Origin of the sequence: Aeromonas sp. 600282, assembly GCF_049175755.1 — a bacterium.
Taxonomy (GTDB): Bacteria; Pseudomonadota; Gammaproteobacteria; order Enterobacterales; family Aeromonadaceae; genus Aeromonas; species Aeromonas veronii_A.
Genome location: NZ_JAAKVR010000022.1, coordinates 56,447 through 71,049, shown reverse-complemented (window position 1 = coordinate 71,049; position 14,603 = coordinate 56,447). Strand labels below are relative to the sequence as shown.

Annotated in this window: 13 protein-coding genes; 8 read left to right on the top strand and 5 right to left on the bottom strand. The window is 59.9% G+C overall.

Annotation, left to right across the window (positions count from 1 at the left end; genetic code table 11):
• Positions 1-198: 198 nt before the first annotated feature.
• Genes hemG through pepQ form a run of 4 tightly spaced genes read right to left on the bottom strand, consistent with a single transcriptional unit; the run spans position 199 to position 4,164 of the window.
• Positions 199-723 (bottom strand): menaquinone-dependent protoporphyrinogen IX dehydrogenase, encoded by a 525-nt coding sequence (gene hemG, locus G5137_RS18525; RefSeq protein ID WP_005339483.1) that lies wholly within the window; start codon positions 721-723, stop codon positions 199-201.
• Positions 724-730: 7 nt separating this feature from the next.
• The gene (locus tag G5137_RS18520; protein WP_005339482.1) at positions 731-2,188 is read right to left on the bottom strand and encodes a TrkH family potassium uptake protein; all 1,458 of its coding nucleotides are present in this window, start codon (positions 2,186-2,188) and stop codon (positions 731-733) included.
• Positions 2,189-2,224: 36 nt separating this feature from the next.
• Entirely contained in the window at positions 2,225-2,842 is a 618-nt protein-coding gene (locus tag G5137_RS18515; protein ID WP_106844541.1) for a YigZ family protein, read from the bottom strand.
• Positions 2,842-4,164 carry a Xaa-Pro dipeptidase gene (gene pepQ / locus G5137_RS18510; protein ID WP_111901187.1) on the bottom strand — a complete coding sequence of 441 codons (1,323 nt, stop codon included), beginning with the start codon at positions 4,162-4,164 and terminating at the stop codon, positions 2,842-2,844. The genes G5137_RS18515 and pepQ overlap by 1 nt, the downstream gene beginning before the upstream one ends.
• Positions 4,165-4,355: 191 nt before the next feature.
• Between pepQ and G5137_RS18505 the strand changes: the two genes are divergently transcribed.
• The 6 genes from G5137_RS18505 to G5137_RS18480 all read left to right on the top strand — a co-directional run bounded on the left by G5137_RS18505 (position 4,356) and on the right by G5137_RS18480 (position 13,516).
• Entirely contained in the window at positions 4,356-6,293 is a 1,938-nt protein-coding gene (locus tag G5137_RS18505; protein ID WP_421255777.1) for an acetoacetate--CoA ligase, read from the top strand.
• A 204-nt stretch (positions 6,294-6,497) separates the two neighbouring features.
• Positions 6,498-8,645 (top strand): fatty acid oxidation complex subunit alpha FadB, encoded by a 2,148-nt coding sequence (gene fadB, locus G5137_RS18500; RefSeq protein ID WP_421255776.1) that lies wholly within the window; start codon positions 6,498-6,500, stop codon positions 8,643-8,645.
• Between the two features lie 21 nt (positions 8,646-8,666).
• Positions 8,667-9,830, top strand: coding sequence for an acetyl-CoA C-acyltransferase FadA (fadA, locus tag G5137_RS18495; RefSeq protein ID WP_042032774.1), 1,164 nt, complete (start codon positions 8,667-8,669; stop codon positions 9,828-9,830).
• 278 nt (positions 9,831-10,108) lie between these two features.
• The gene (locus tag G5137_RS18490; protein WP_005339475.1) at positions 10,109-10,831 is read left to right on the top strand and encodes a response regulator; all 723 of its coding nucleotides are present in this window, start codon (positions 10,109-10,111) and stop codon (positions 10,829-10,831) included.
• A complete protein-coding gene (locus tag G5137_RS18485; RefSeq protein ID WP_005339474.1) occupies positions 10,828-12,273 on the top strand; it encodes an ATP-binding protein in 1,446 nt (481 codons plus the stop codon). Before G5137_RS18490 ends, G5137_RS18485 begins: the two co-directional genes overlap by 4 nt.
• A 4-nt stretch (positions 12,274-12,277) precedes the next feature.
• On the top strand, positions 12,278-13,516 hold the full coding sequence (locus G5137_RS18480) for an ABC transporter substrate-binding protein (RefSeq protein ID WP_337073722.1): 1,239 nt from the start codon (positions 12,278-12,280) through the stop codon (positions 13,514-13,516).
• A 75-nt stretch (positions 13,517-13,591) separates the two neighbouring features.
• On the opposite strand, the gene G5137_RS18475 is transcribed toward G5137_RS18480, so the two are convergent.
• Positions 13,592-13,783 carry a hypothetical protein gene (locus G5137_RS18475; protein ID WP_005339471.1) on the bottom strand — a complete coding sequence of 64 codons (192 nt, stop codon included), beginning with the start codon at positions 13,781-13,783 and terminating at the stop codon, positions 13,592-13,594.
• Between the two features lie 169 nt (positions 13,784-13,952).
• Here G5137_RS18475 and tusA point away from each other — a divergent pair, with 169 nt between their 5' ends.
• Both tusA and G5137_RS18465 read left to right on the top strand, forming a co-directional pair.
• Positions 13,953-14,198 (top strand): sulfurtransferase TusA, encoded by a 246-nt coding sequence (gene tusA, locus G5137_RS18470; RefSeq protein WP_216979834.1) that lies wholly within the window; start codon positions 13,953-13,955, stop codon positions 14,196-14,198.
• Positions 14,199-14,219: 21 nt separating this feature from the next.
• Positions 14,220-14,567 carry a RidA family protein gene (locus tag G5137_RS18465; protein WP_005355943.1) on the top strand — a complete coding sequence of 116 codons (348 nt, stop codon included), beginning with the start codon at positions 14,220-14,222 and terminating at the stop codon, positions 14,565-14,567.
• Positions 14,568-14,603: the final 36 nt, after the last annotated feature.

The window sequence follows — 14,603 nt, the reverse complement described above, 5'->3', positions numbered from 1 at the left end:
GAAGCTGGCTCATCAGTTTGGCGTGCTCCGCCGTGCTGGTAGGGGCGCATTATAGGGAGCCGCGCCGGGATGACAAGAGGAAAACTGCAAAAAATGGCATTTTTTACAACTTTCAGGTTTAACCGTTGTTTTATTAAACAAAAGCCCCGCATCGGCGGGGCTGTTTCGGGCAAAAAAACCTTAATTCACATCACACAGCTACCTTTTTGACCAGAATTCGCGTGCAAAGCTGCGCACCTTTTCCCAATCGGTAAATTCAATGTCCTTACTGGTGTCTGTACTGCCACCGGTAATCTTCATGATCAGCTGGATGATGCGCGTCTGCCACCAGTTATAGCGGGAATATTGCAGCGCACCGGCAAACACCCCCAGGGTTTTCGGCTTCCAGGGGGAGAGGCGCAGGAACTTCTTCATATAAGCATTGGTTTGCGGCGTCTGCTTCTCTGGCTTGCGGGCCGTCAGGTTGACACAGAAGAAGGCCGCATTGGCCACCTCCAGCTGCTCCTGATGAGCGTGAATAAAGCTGAACAAGCTGGGGTGGAAGTTGCCATAACGAATGGAGGCGCCGATCAAGACCTTGGCATACTTGCTGAGGTTGCACATCGGCAAGGTATGCAGGTCATGCATCACCACTTCGCATCCCGGCATCTGCTCCAGCATGACATCGACTATTTTGCGGGTTTGGCCATCCCGAGAGGAATAAAGCACCAGAATCTTGTCCATAACAACCTCAACTACGCCAGAATGCAGGAGTAAACAGTACCAGAAGCGTAAAAATTTCCAATCGACCAAACAACATAGCCAACACCAGTACCCACTGGGCCGCCGGCGAGATATTGCCGAAGTTGGCTGATACCTCTCCCAAACCCGGGCCTACGTTGGTGAAAGCCGCAGCCACAGCGGTGAATGCGGTCACTTCGTTCAGTCCCGTCATCAGCAAAAGCAACATGAACATAAAGAAGAGAATAATATAGGTGGCGAAGTAGCCCCACACCGCCTCGACGATGCGCTCGGGCACCGCCCGATTCCCCAGCTTCAAGGTATAGATGGCTCTGGGGTGAACCAGCCGCTTCAACTCGCGCATCCCCTGCATGAACAGGATCATAAAACGCATCACCTTGATGCCACCGCCGGTACTGCCCGCACAACAGCCGATAAAGGCGGAAAACATCAGCAGCATGGGCAGGAACGAGGGCCAGTCGGCATAGGTAGTGGTGCTGTAGCCGGTGGTGGTACCCAGAGAGACCGCCTGAAACAACCCGTGGTTGAGCGCCTCTTGCCAGGTGGCGTAGTGTCCGTGGGTCAGCAAGGCGACAAAGCAGATCATCACCAAGGTTGCCTGGATAGCCAGGAACACCTTGAGTTCAGAATCGTAAAGGTAGCGCCCGAGCCGCACCGGGCGGTGGGAGAAGACGGTAAAGTGGAGCGCAAAGTTCACGCTGGCCAGCAACAGGAACACCACGGTAATCAGGTTGATGACCGGACTGTTGAAGAAACCGATGCTGGCATCGTGGGTGGAGAAGCCACCGACCGACAGCGTCGAGAACGAATGGCAAACCGCATCGAACAACGTCATTCCGGCGAGCCAGTATGCCAAGGCACAGAGCGCAGTCAGCAGCAGATAGATGAACCAGAGCGCCTTGGCCGTTTCGGCGATGCGCGGCGTCACCTTGGTATCCTTCACCGGCCCCGGGATCTCGGCACGATAGAGCTGCATACCCCCGATCCCCAGCAGTGGCAGAATGGCCACTGCCAGTACGATGATCCCCATCCCCCCCAGCCACTGCAGCAGCTGGCGATAGAACAGAAACGCCTTGGGCAGATTATCGAGCCCGGTCAGTACCGTTGCGCCAGTGGTGGTCAGGCCGGAGAAAGATTCGAAGAAAGCCTCCGAGACCGACATATCCGGCACATCGCTCATGATGAAGGGCACAGCCCCCACACTGCCCAGCACGGTCCAGAACAGCACCACAATCAGAAAGCCCTCTTTCGAGCGCATCTCCTTCTTGTGATAGCGATTGGGAAACCAGAGCACCACGCCGAGCAGCAGGGCGATCAGAAAAGAGCTGACGAACTCGGCACCACCACCATCCCGATAGCCAAAAGCCACCAGTGCAGGCAACAGCATGGTCGAGCTGAACAGCGCAACCAGCAGGCCAACAATGCGAATAATGCTCAGAATGTGCATTACAGCTCCCTTTCCCCAATTAAAGAGCGATGGATTCTAGCCATCTAAGGGGCTGAGGGATACCCGCCCATGAGTCCGGTCGGTCAATTCACGGTCCACCTGAGCCCAAACCGAGGACTCCCACGCCACCTGCAAGGTGACCTGCTGACCGTAATCCGCCGCCAGCAATTCGCCATTATGGCTGCTGATCAGCGACTCGACCGTCCCCATGTCACCGTAATCGCAGTGAATGAGAGAGGGAGTGAGTGGCACCTTGAGCAGGGTGGGCAGTTGCTTGAGGGCGGCACCGACGCCGCCCCCATAGGCTTTGACCAGTCCACCGGTGCCAAGCTGGATGCCGCCGTAGTAACGCACTACCACGGCGCAGATTTCACCGAGCCCCGAGCCCATCAACTGGGCCAGGATCGGCTTGCCCGCAGTACCGGAAGGTTCGCCGTCATCGCTGAAGCCATAAACCTGACTATCTTGCGGCGCACCCGCCACAAACGCCCAGCAGTGATGGCGCGCGGCCGGATGTTGGCGTTTGATCTCGTTGACCCACCCCTTGGCCGCCTCGACGGTCGGGGTGTGGGCGATCAGGGTAATGAAGCGGCTCTTCTTTATCTCTTCGGTCAACTCCAGCGGGGCAGCCGGAATGGAGTACGCAGCAGCCATCAGAGTCCTGCTTGTCTGGTCATGTTCTCCACCCCGTTGGCGTGCAGCACCACGTTGTCTTCGATGCGGATGCCGCCGAACGGACGCAGCGCTTCCACCTTGTTCCAGTTGACCCGCTTGCCCTGTTCGCCCTGACGCAGCGGCTCCAGCAAACTGTCGATGAAGTAGAGCCCCGGCTCGATGGTGAACACCTGACCCACCTCCATCACCCGGGTGCAGCGCAGATAGGGGAACAGCTCGGGCGCCGCCAGATGGGTGCCGCGCTCATCCTGCATGAAACCACCCGCATCGTGCACCTGCAAACCGAGGAAGTGGCCGAGGCCGTGGGGGAAGAAGACATTGGTCACCCCGGTGTTGATCATCTCGTCTACCGACATATCCACCAGCTCGGTCGCTTGCAGCAGGCGCGCCAGCTTGTGGTGCATCTGCAGATGCAGCTCGCTGTAGCGGCGACCCGGTTTGATCTCCTTGATGATCTCCTGCTGCTGCTCGTCGAGGGCTGCAATCAGATCGGCAAACTCACCACGCCGCCACGCCCAGGTACGGGTGATGTCGGAGGCATAACCATGAAAATCGACGCCGGCATCGATCAGGAAGGAGTGGCGCTCCGCATCGGGCACCCGCAAGGCAGACAAATGGGTGTAGTGAAGGATGGCCGCGTTGCGGTTGATGGCGACGATATTGCCGTAGGGCGCCTCATTGGCCCCCTGCCCGACCGCCTTCATGTAGGCCAGATTAATCTCGAACTCGCTCGCCCCCGCCATAAAGGAGTCCTTGGCGGCGATATGGCCGCGTACCCCAATCCGGTTCGCCTCGCGCAGACACTCCAGCTCGTAAGGTGTCTTGTAGGCGCGGTGATAGTGCAGGTAGTTGAGCACCGCCTCCGGATTGGGCTGGGTCAGCCCCAGCAGTTCAGCCACTTCCAGATGACCGCCCAAATAGGCCCACTCCTGCTTGTTGGCAGGTAGATGGTCGGCCACCTGTTCCGGCCGGGTCAGGAAACGGATATCGAAGAACTCGACCCAGAAGGCATTGGGCAGATCCGCTACTTTGTGCCAGAAATCCACCGGGCGGTAGAACAGCAGGATTGGTTTGTTCACCCCGTCCACCAGCAGCCAGCAGTGGGGATTGTCCAGCACCGGCAACCAGGCCTTGAAGTGGGGGTTTACCTTGAACGGGTAATCCTGATCATCGAGGAAGATGCGGTGGGTCTGGCCGGAGTGGATGGCCAGTCCGCTGAGCCCCTGTTGTTGCAGAATGTCGCGGGTGCGCTGCTGCAAGGTATCGAGGTGCTGGGCAAAAAGTTGGCTGTAGCTGCTCATGGCGTCCTGCTCCGAGGTGAATGTGATTGCAGCATAACATCAAGCGCTTGGCGGCTCGACCCGTCAAGCTGCCGCTTCGTGAGGTAACGCATACGTTACAAACGTGTTTGTTATCAACAGAAAACCAATTATTAACAAATCAAAAACAATTCAATACACTGCCGGTAGATACATGAAGTCAGGGATTACTCATGGACAACCTCTGCCTGTGGCAACCGGATCCGCTCGGGATGCAGCAATCCAACCTCTACCGTTTTATGGCGGAGGTGAACCGTTTCCACGGCTTGCAGTTGCAGAACTACCCGCAGCTTTATCAATGGTCGGTGGAGAAGACCACCCGTTTCTGGCCGCTGGTATGGCAGCACTGCGGCGTCAAGGGCGAGCTCGGCAACATAGTGGCGGAGAACCGTCAGGATATGCAGCGCACCCGCTGGTTCCCCGACAGCAGCCTCAACTTCGCCGAAAACCTGCTGCGCCGTCAGGACGAGAGCCCGGCCATCATCTCCCGTATCGAAGGAAGTCCAAGCCGTACTCTTAGCTGGGGTGAACTGAGTGATCAGGTTGCCCGGCTGGCGCAGTGGCTGCGTCATCAGGGGATTGGTCGTGGCGATGTGGTCGCCGCCTATCTGCCCAATATTCCGGAAACCGTGGTTGCCATGCTGGCAACCACCAGTCTGGGGGCAATCTGGACCTCCACCAGCCCCGACTTTGGCGAAGCCAGCGTGGTAGAGCGCTTCGGCCAGACCCGACCACGAGTGCTGTTTGCGGTGGATGGCTATCGCTACAACGGCAAGGCTATCGACATTCAACAGAAGGTCGCCAGCGTGGTGAGCCAGTTAGGCAGCATAGAGCAGACGGTGATGATCCCCCTGCTCGGCAACCCGCTGCAGCTTGGTCACGACTGGCAGCAAGTGCTGGCGAGCCAGCCGGACGCCAGCCTCCAGTTTGAGTCCATAGCTTTCAATGACCCGCTCTATATCCTCTATTCATCCGGCACCACCGGCAAACCCAAGTGCATCGTGCACGGCATCGGCGGCACCCTGCTGCAACACCTGAAAGAACACCAGCTGCACTGCGACATCAAACCGGGGGAGCGGATCTTCTACTTCACCACCTGCGGCTGGATGATGTGGAACTGGCTGGTAAGCGCCCTCGCCTCCGGCGCCACCCTGGTGCTCTATGACGGCTCGCCATTTTACCCGGATGGCAACGTGCTGTGGGATCTGGCCCGCGACGAGCAGGTCAGCTTGTTCGGCACCTCGGCCAAGTATCTCGATGCGTTGCACAAGCAAGGTTATGCCCCCATCAAGAGCCACGACCTGTCTGCCTTGCGCCTCATCTGCAGCACCGGCTCCGTGCTCTCCCCGGAGGGATTCGACTACGTCTACCAGCAGATAAAGCAGGATGTGCAGCTCAGCTCCATCTCAGGTGGCACCGATATCTGCTCCTGCTTCGTCATCGGCAACCCGCTCAGCCCCGTCTATCGCGGTGAGAGTCAGGGGCGCGGCCTCGGTCTCGCGGTGCAGGTATTCAACGAAGCGGGTCAGCCGGTGCAGGGGGAGAAGGGCGAGCTGGTCTGCACCAAGCCGTTCCCGGCTCAGCCCATCTACTTCTGGGGCGACGAAAATGGCGACAAATACCACGCCGCCTACTTCGAACGGTTCGACAACATCTGGTGTCACGGCGACTGGATCGAGCTGACCCCGACCGGCGGCATTCTGTTCTATGGCCGCTCCGACGCCACCCTCAACCCGGGCGGCGTGCGCATCGGCACCAGCGAGATTTACCGCTATGTCGAGCAGCTGGACGAGGTGGAGGAGAGCATTGTCATCGGCCAGCAGTGGCAGCAGGACGAACGGGTGGTGCTGTTCGTCAAGCTCAAGGCGGGCTGCAAGCTGGACGAGCCGCTGCGCGAACGGATCCGCCAGCAGATAAAACAGCACTGCACCGCCCGCCACGTGCCCGCCCGCATCCTGCAGGTGGATGCCATCCCCCGCACCAAGTCCGGCAAGATCGTCGAACTGGCGGTGCGGGAAGTGGTGCACAATCGGCCCGTCAACAATACTCATGCCCTCGCCGATCCCGAGGTGCTTAACCAGTATCGCAACCGGCCTGAACTGGCCAGTTGATAACAAACTCACATCTATCGGAGGCGCCGCAAGGCGCCTCTCTTTCGCCCGTTTTGTGATGAAGAGCTTTTACTCGAGATCTGTTAAACAAATGTTTTAAATAGGTGTTGAAAATGTCTCCTTTTGGATCAATAGTGAGCCTCGCCCCCTGCTGGGGATTAAGGAGCACCACTCCCCACTGAGTGGGAACAAGGAGACACTCTCATGATCTACCAAGGCGAAACCCTGTCGGTCAGCTACCTCGAAAACGGCATCGCCGAGCTGAGGTTTGATGCCCCGGGTTCAGTCAACAAGCTGGATCGCGCTACCCTGCTCTCCCTGAGCGAAGCGATCGCCGCATTACAACAAGAACGTGAACTAAAAGGTCTGATCCTCACTTCCGGCAAAGACGCCTTTATCGTCGGTGCCGACATTACCGAATTCCTGGAACTGTTCGATCTGCCGCAAGAAGATCTGCTCGGCTGGCTGAAAAAGGCCAACGACATCTTCAATGCCATCGAAGATTTGCCGGTCCCGACCCTTTCCGCCATTAAGGGACACGCTCTGGGCGGCGGCTGCGAGACCATTCTCTCAACAGACTTCCGTCTGGCTGACACCAGCGCCAAGATTGGCCTGCCCGAGACCAAACTCGGCATCATGCCGGGCTTTGGCGGCACTGTCCGCCTGCCGCGAGTGATCGGCGCCGACAACGCGCTGGAGTGGATCACCACCGGCAAGGATTACCGTGCCGATGACGCCCTCAAGGTGGGCGCCATAGATGCCGTGGTCGCACCCGACGCGCTGCAGAGCGCTGCGCTGCAGATGATTAAGGACGCCATCGCGGGCAAGCTGGACTGGCAGAGCCGCCGCGCCGCCAAGAAAGCGCCGCTGCGCCTCTCCAAACTGGAAGCCATGATGAGCTTCACCACCGCCGCCGGCATGGTTGCCGCTGTGGCGGGCAAACACTATCCGGCACCGATGACGGCGGTGAAAACTGTCGAGGCCGCCGCAGGCATGGGCCGTGACGAGGCGCTGGCCGTCGAGGCTCAGGGCTTTATCAAGCTGGCCAAAACCGACGTGGCCAAGGCGCTGGTCGGCATCTTCCTGAATGATCAGCACATCAAGGCGCTGGCCAAGAAGGCGGCCAAGCAGGCAGCTAAGGCCACTGGTCACGCCGCCGTACTGGGTGCCGGCATCATGGGTGGCGGCATCGCCTACCAGTCTGCCAGCAAGGGCATTCCGGCGGTGATGAAGGATATCAACGAGAAGGCGCTGGCACTTGGCATGGGCGAAGCCACCAAGCTGCTCAACGGCCAGCTCGAAAAGGGCCGCATCGACGGCATCAAGATGGGCCAGGTGCTCTCTGCCATTACCCCGACCCTCAGCTATGACAACGTCAAAGGCGTGGACGTAGTGGTCGAAGCCGTGGTCGAGAACCCGAAAGTGAAAGCCGCCGTACTGGGCGAAGTGGAAGGGATCATCGGCGAAGACGCCGTGCTCGCCAGCAACACCTCCACCATCCCCATCTCCCTGCTGGCCAAGGGTCTGAAGCGCCCGCAGAACTTCTGCGGCATGCACTTCTTCAACCCGGTGCACCGCATGCCACTGGTGGAGATCATCCGCGGCGAGCAGACCTCCGATGAAACCATCAACCGCGTGGTGGCCTATGCCGCCGCCATGGGCAAGTCCCCGGTGGTGGTCAACGACTGCCCGGGCTTCTTCGTCAACCGGGTGCTGTTCCCCTACTTCTTCGGCTTCAACAAGCTGGTCGCCGATGGTGCTGACTTCGCGGCCGTCGACAAGGTGATGGAGAAGGAGTTCGGTTGGCCCATGGGCCCCGCCTACCTGCTGGACGTGGTTGGCATCGACACCGGTCACCATGCCGGCGACGTGATGGCACAGGGTTTCCCGGCACGCATGAGCAAGGAAGGTCGCACCGCCATCGACGTGATGTACGAGGTCAACCGCTTCGGTCAGAAGAACGGCAAGGGCTTCTACGCCTACGAGCAGGACAAGAAGGGCAAGCCGAAGAAGGTGGCCGACGCCGCCAGCTACGAGCTGCTGGCCCTCATTGCCAAGCCGAAACAGGATTTCGACAAGGACGCCATCATCGCTCGCATGATGATCCCGATGATCAACGAGGTGGTGCTCTGTCTGGAAGAGGGCATTGTCGCCACGCCAGCCGAAGCCGACATCGCACTGGTCTACGGTCTGGGCTTCCCTCCCTTCCGCGGCGGCGTGTTCCGCTATCTGGACACCATTGGTCTGGATCGCTACGTGGCCATGGCCGACCAGTATGCCGACTTGGGCCCGCTCTACCGCGTCAGCGACAAGCTGCGTGAGATGGCGGCCCAGGGCAAAACCTTCTACTGATTGCGGAAAGGAGATCCATTCATGAAAGACGTAGTCATTGTCGACTGTATCCGGACCCCGATGGGCCGGTCCAAGGGCGGCGCCTTCCGCAACGTGCGTGCAGAAGATCTGTCCGCGCACCTGATGAAATCCATCCTGCTGCGCAACCCCAACCTCGACCCGAACGAGATCGAGGATATCTACTGGGGCTGCGTACAGCAGACCCTGGAGCAGGGCTTCAACATCGCCCGCAACGCCGCGCTGCTGGCCGGTATTCCGAAGCAGGTGGGGGCGGTGACCGTCAACCGCCTGTGTGGCTCCTCCATGCAGGCGCTGCACGACGCCTCCCGCGCCATTCAGGTGGGTGACGGGGATATCTTCATCATCGGCGGCGTCGAGCACATGGGTCACGTGCCGATGAGCCACGGCGTTGACTTCCACCCCGGCATGGCCAAGTCGGTGGCGAAAGCCTCCGGCATGATGGGGTTGACCGCCGAGATGCTCGGCAAGCTGCACGGCATCAGCCGTCAGCAGCAGGACGAGTTTGCCGCCCGCTCCCACCGCCGCGCTCACGCGGCAACCGTGGAAGGACGTTTTGCCAAGGAGATCGTCGGGCTGGAAGGCCATGACGCCAGTGGCGCCCGCTTCTTCTACGACTATGACGAGGTAATCCGTCCCGAGACCACGGTTGAAACCCTGAGCCAGCTGCGCCCGGTGTTTGACCCGGTCAACGGCACCGTCACCGCCGGCAGCTCCTCGGCCCTGTCCGATGGCGCCGCCGCCATGCTGGTGATGAGCGCGGATCGTGCCAAGGCCCTCGGCCTCACGCCGCGCGCCAGGGTTCGTGCCATGGCCATCGCCGGCTGCGACGCCGCCATCATGGGTTACGGCCCGGTTCCGGCGACCCAGAAGGCGCTCAAACGGGCCGGTCTGACCATCGGTGACATCGACCTGTTCGAGCTGAACGAGGCGTTTGCCGCCCAGTCCTTGCCCTGCGTGAAAGATTTGGGTCTGCAGGATCAGGTGGACGAGAAGGTGAACCTGAACGGCGGCGCCATTGCGCTGGGTCACCCGCTCGGCTGCTCCGGTGCGCGCATCTCCACCACCCTCATCAATCTGATGGAGGAGAAGGATGCCACGCTGGGGGTTGCCACCATGTGTATCGGTCTGGGCCAGGGCATCGCCACCGTGTTTGAACGGGTGTGATAACCAGCCGGATCGACGGGATGCACTACTGAGAGTTGTCCCTTTTCGGGGCCAGTCTGACTGGCCCCTTTTCAAGTCTGTGACGATCGCCACACGGGGTGCTCGTCAGTGGTCAGAAGCTGTCTGTTGGCCGTCCCGTTTGGGTCGGCCTTTTTTCGTTTTAATCTTATCAATAGGCTGTTATTGCCTTAAACCTCACATTAGATAGGGGGCTTGCTTGCTTTTTACTCCCCCGACAGGTTCAATCTGCACAAAAAAATGGGTGGATGCACATACATATGTCAATGAGCAAACAACTGCTGATCGTCGATGACGACCAAGAGATCCGCGAGCTGCTCAATGAGTACCTGACCCGGGCGGGCTTTCAGGTATTGACGGCGGCGGAGGGCAACGAGATGCGCCAGCAACTCGCCCAGCACAGCCCGGACCTGATTATTCTGGACATCATGATGCCCGGCGAGGACGGTTTTACCCTCTGCCAGCAGATCCGTCGTGACTCCCAGGTGCCCATCATCATGCTGACCGCCGCCTCCGACGAAGCGGATCGGGTGATCGGCCTCGAACTCGGCGCCGACGACTATATCGCCAAGCCGTTCAGCCCCCGCGAACTGCAGGCCCGCATCAAGGCGCTGCTGCGCCGCGCCGAATTCCGCCAGCCGGAAAAAGAGAAAGAGCCGAGCCGCCGCCTGCGTTTTGCCGAGTGGACCCTCGACACCCTGAGCCACCAGCTGACCCATGACGATGGCAGCCTGCTGGATCTCTCCGGCAGCGATGCCATGCTGCTCGGCATGTTCCTGCAACAGCCCGGCGTGGTGCTGGATCGCGACACCATCTCGGATGCCACCCGCGGTCGCGAAAGTCTGCCGATGGAGCGCGGCATCGACGTGCAGATCAGCCGTCTGCGCCAGAAGCTGGGCGACAACGGCAAGAGCCCGCGCATCATCAAGACCATTCGCGGCAGTGGCTACATGCTGATTGCCGAGGTGCACGAGCTGCCATGAGCAACAAGTGGTCCTGGGGGGCGCTGGTGCCCCGCTCCCTGTTGTCACGGATGATCCTGCTGCTGTTGCTGGCCATCCTGCTCTCCCAGACCATTCTGACCGGCATCTGGATGCAGCAGATCCAGAAGCGGGAACTGGAGGGGATGCTCAGCACCACCCGCAACCTCGCCATGTCTGCCGCCTCCACCGTCAACTTCTTCAAATCCCTGCCGCTGCAGTATCGCCATATCGCGCTGGACCAGCTGCGCAACATGGGGGGCAGCCGCTTCTTCGTCTCGCTCAACGAAGAGGAAATCCACATCAACGCCATCCCTGACAGCGAACGCAAGACGCAGGTGCTGGAGGAGGTGCAGGGAGTGCTGACCCGCAAGCTCTCCGACGCCATGGCGATCAAGGTGGATTTCTCCCGGCCCGACGACCTCCACGTCTTCAACAACGACACCTTGCTGGCGGATCTTCCCTCCTCCTGGGCCCGCTACACACTGTCGCTGGAGCCGCTCAATCCACCGGTACTGGTGACCCAGATCGAGATTGAAAAGGGGGAGTGGCTCTATCTGGCGGCCCTGCTGCCCGCCCCCTACATGACCCTCGACGATACCGTGATGCCGAGCAACCAGGTGCGTTTCATCGCCCTGATGACGGTGTTCCTCTGCTTCTTCACCTTTATGCTGGTGCGCTGGCAGACCCGCCCGCTGCGCCGTCTCGCCAAGGCGGCGGTGAATCTCGGCAAGGATATCGATCAGCCTTCGCTCAAAGAGGAAGGGGCGTCGGAAATCGTGGCGGCCACCCGCGCCTTCAACATCATGCAGCACCGTATTCGCCGTTATATCGATGATCGGGAACGGCTGTTCAGCTCCATCTCCCACGACCTCAAGACCCCCATCACCCGGCTGCGGCTGCGGGTCGAACTGCTCGACGACGAGGTACAGATCGCCAAGTTCAACAAGGATCTCGACGAGCTGGAGCTGATGGTGAAAGGGGCGCTGCAGACGGTCAAAGAGACCGACATTCACGAGAATATCGAGGAGATCGACATCAACGCCCTGCTTGAGCAGATGGCGGAGTCGATGAACCTGCACGACGAGCGGCTGACCATCGAAGGCCACTGCAAGTGGCCCTACCGCGGCAAGCTGCTGGCGCTCAAGCGCTGCATCGGCAATCTGGTAGACAACGGCATCAAGTACGGCCAGCGGGTGCGCATCATCATCATGGATGACGAGGAGATGCTGATCCTCTTCATCATGGATGAGGGCCCCGGCCTGCCGGACGATCAGTTCGAGCGTATCTTCGAACCCTATTACCGGCTCAGTACCGATCAGGCTGGCACCGGCCTCGGCCTTGGCATCGCCCGCAACATAGCCCACGCCCACGGTGGCGATCTGGTGCTGGAAAACCGTCCGCAAGGTGGCCTGCAGGCCACGCTCTCCCTACCAAGGCAGTAACCTTATGAAGTGGTTGTCTTTTTCTGTCATCGCCCTGCTCTCTGCTCCCGTTGCCGCCTCCCAGGTGGAAGTGCTGCACTGGTGGACGTCCGGCGGCGAAGCGAAAGCGGTCGAAGTGCTCAAATCCGAGTGGACCAAACAGGGCAACCAATGGAACGACTTCGCGGTACAGGGCGGCGGCGGCAAGAGCGCCATGACGGTATTGAAGAGCCGGGCGCTGGCGGCCAACCCGCCCGAAGCGGCCCACCTCAAGGGTTACGAGCTCAAGGAGTGGGCCGGACTCGGCTTTTTGCGCGATCTCACCCCTATGGCCGAGCACCTCGGCTGGTACAGCCAGATGCCGCCCATGGTGCGTGCCACCCTCAGCCAGAATGGCGCCCTGATGGCGGTGCCCACCGGCATCCACCGGGTCAACTGGCTGTGGCTCAACCGCAAGATCTTCGAGCGCAATAAGCTGACTCCGCCCACCGACTGGGCCCAGTTTGTCACCGTCGCCGACCAGCTTAAAAAACGGGGCATCACCCCGCTCGCCATTGGCAACGAGCCCTGGCAGCTGGCAGTGTTGTTTGAAACGGTGGCGCTCGGTGAGGGCGGTAAAGAATTCTATCGCAAGGCGTTCCTCGAGCAGGACAGCGCCACCCTGACCGGCCCCGACATGGTGCAGGTGTTGACCCGCTTCCAGCAGCTGCGCGCCTACGTGCCGCAAAAATACGCCGGTCTGAAGTGGCATCAGGCCACCAATCTGCTGGAGAGCGGTGGCGCCGCCATGCAGGTGATGGGGGACTGGGTGAAGGGGGAGCTGAGCGCGGGCAACTACCGGCCGGGTGAGGATATCGCCTGTCTGCCGAGCCCGGGCAGCTCCGGACTGTTCAGCTACAACCTCGACTCCATCGCCATGTTCAAACAGCGGGATCCAGCCCAGCTGCAGGCGCAGGGGGATCTGGCCCAGCTGCTGATGACGCCAAAATTCCAGGAGGAGTTCAATCGAGTGAAGGGGTCGATCCCGGCGCTGACCAATCCCGACATGAGCAAATTCGACCGCTGCGCCGTCCGCTCCTATCAGGATTTCCTGCTGGCGGAAAAGCAGGACAACCTGCTGCCCAGCATGGCGGAAGGGATGGCGACGCCGACCAATATGCGGCAGGCGATCCTCGATGTGCTGAGCAACTTCTTCAACGATCCCAAGGCCAACCCGGAGCAGACGGCGCTGCATCTGGAGCGGGCGATGCGATCGACCCGCTGATCCGGGCACATAGCCAAACGGCAGAAATGACAAAGGCGGAATTGCTCCGCCTTTGTTGTTGAATCGTCATCCGATTCAGGATTGATCGTTCTCGTCCTCATCCTCGTCATAGTAATCGCTGAGCTCGATCCAGAGCCCCAACCCGACCATCACCATGGAGCCGAACCAGGTACCGGTATTCCCGATCGGGCTGCCCATCACTATCATGGCGAAGGACAAGAACCCCATGCCTGCATAGGCTTGTAATCTGCCGTAGGAGACCTGCATATTCACCTCCTTGTTGAATATGGTTCAATTTTTATATTACTCGTCCGGCGCAAGCTGGATAGGGTCGAATAACATTTCGGTTACATATGCTGGTTGATGGGGCGTTTGTTTGATTATTTTTTAGCCCTGAGTATCATTGGCAGCCGAATAGGTTGAAGGTTGATAATAGATGAGTGATTTATTCTGCGATGCGACCCACGAGTTGGACGCAATCGGGCTTCGTTGCCCGGAACCCGTTATGATGGTTCGCAAGAAAGTGCGGCTGATGGCGGATGGCGAGACCCTGCTGGTCAGCGCCGACGATCCTTCAACCACCCGCGACATCCCCAGTTTCTGCCGCTTTATGGATCACACCCTGGTCGCCAGCGAGACAGAGCAGGCCCCCTACCGCTATCTGATCCGCAAGGGTCACTAAGCCCCCGTACCGGAGCACTCCATGACAACCATTACCCGAATCGGCACCACCCAGCGTTGGTCAGACGTCGTCATCCACAATGGCACCCTCTACGTGGTGGAAGTGCCCGTCAGCGAAGAGGCCGACATCCACCAGCAGACCCGCGAAGTGCTGGCGAGCCTGCAACGCCTGCTGGAAGCCAACGGCTCCGGCGTCGACAAGATCCTGATGGCCAATATCTATCTCAAAGACATTCAGGACATCGCTGCCTTCAACGAGCAGTGGGATGCCTGGATCCCGGCTGGCACCGCACCCGTGCGCGCCTGCGTACAAGCCCGCCTCGCCCACGAAGGCTACAAGGTGGAAGTGCAGCTGACAGCGGCGGTCTAAGAGGCGCTTATCCCCCTCATCCCCGCCCCTTCTCCC

What these genes read in the sequence shown, in the direction of transcription:
- hemG (WP_005339483.1), bottom strand. Translation starts at nt 723, where the DNA reads ATGGACAAGATTCTGGTGCTTTATTCCTCTCGGGATGGCCAAACCCGC.
- G5137_RS18520 (WP_005339482.1), bottom strand. Translation starts at nt 2,188, where the DNA reads ATGCACATTCTGAGCATTATTCGCATTGTTGGCCTGCTGGTTGCGCTG.
- G5137_RS18515 (WP_106844541.1), bottom strand. Translation starts at nt 2,842, where the DNA reads ATGGCTGCTGCGTACTCCATTCCGGCTGCCCCGCTGGAGTTGACCGAA.
- pepQ (WP_111901187.1), bottom strand. Translation starts at nt 4,164, where the DNA reads ATGAGCAGCTACAGCCAACTTTTTGCCCAGCACCTCGATACCTTGCAG.
- G5137_RS18505 (WP_421255777.1), top strand. Translation starts at nt 4,356, where the DNA reads ATGGACAACCTCTGCCTGTGGCAACCGGATCCGCTCGGGATGCAGCAA.
- fadB (WP_421255776.1), top strand. Translation starts at nt 6,498, where the DNA reads ATGATCTACCAAGGCGAAACCCTGTCGGTCAGCTACCTCGAAAACGGC.
- fadA (WP_042032774.1), top strand. Translation starts at nt 8,667, where the DNA reads ATGAAAGACGTAGTCATTGTCGACTGTATCCGGACCCCGATGGGCCGG.
- G5137_RS18490 (WP_005339475.1), top strand. Translation starts at nt 10,109, where the DNA reads ATGTCAATGAGCAAACAACTGCTGATCGTCGATGACGACCAAGAGATC.
- G5137_RS18485 (WP_005339474.1), top strand. Translation starts at nt 10,828, where the DNA reads ATGAGCAACAAGTGGTCCTGGGGGGCGCTGGTGCCCCGCTCCCTGTTG.
- G5137_RS18480 (WP_337073722.1), top strand. Translation starts at nt 12,278, where the DNA reads ATGAAGTGGTTGTCTTTTTCTGTCATCGCCCTGCTCTCTGCTCCCGTT.
- G5137_RS18475 (WP_005339471.1), bottom strand. Translation starts at nt 13,783, where the DNA reads ATGCAGGTCTCCTACGGCAGATTACAAGCCTATGCAGGCATGGGGTTC.
- tusA (WP_216979834.1), top strand. Translation starts at nt 13,953, where the DNA reads ATGAGTGATTTATTCTGCGATGCGACCCACGAGTTGGACGCAATCGGG.
- G5137_RS18465 (WP_005355943.1), top strand. Translation starts at nt 14,220, where the DNA reads ATGACAACCATTACCCGAATCGGCACCACCCAGCGTTGGTCAGACGTC.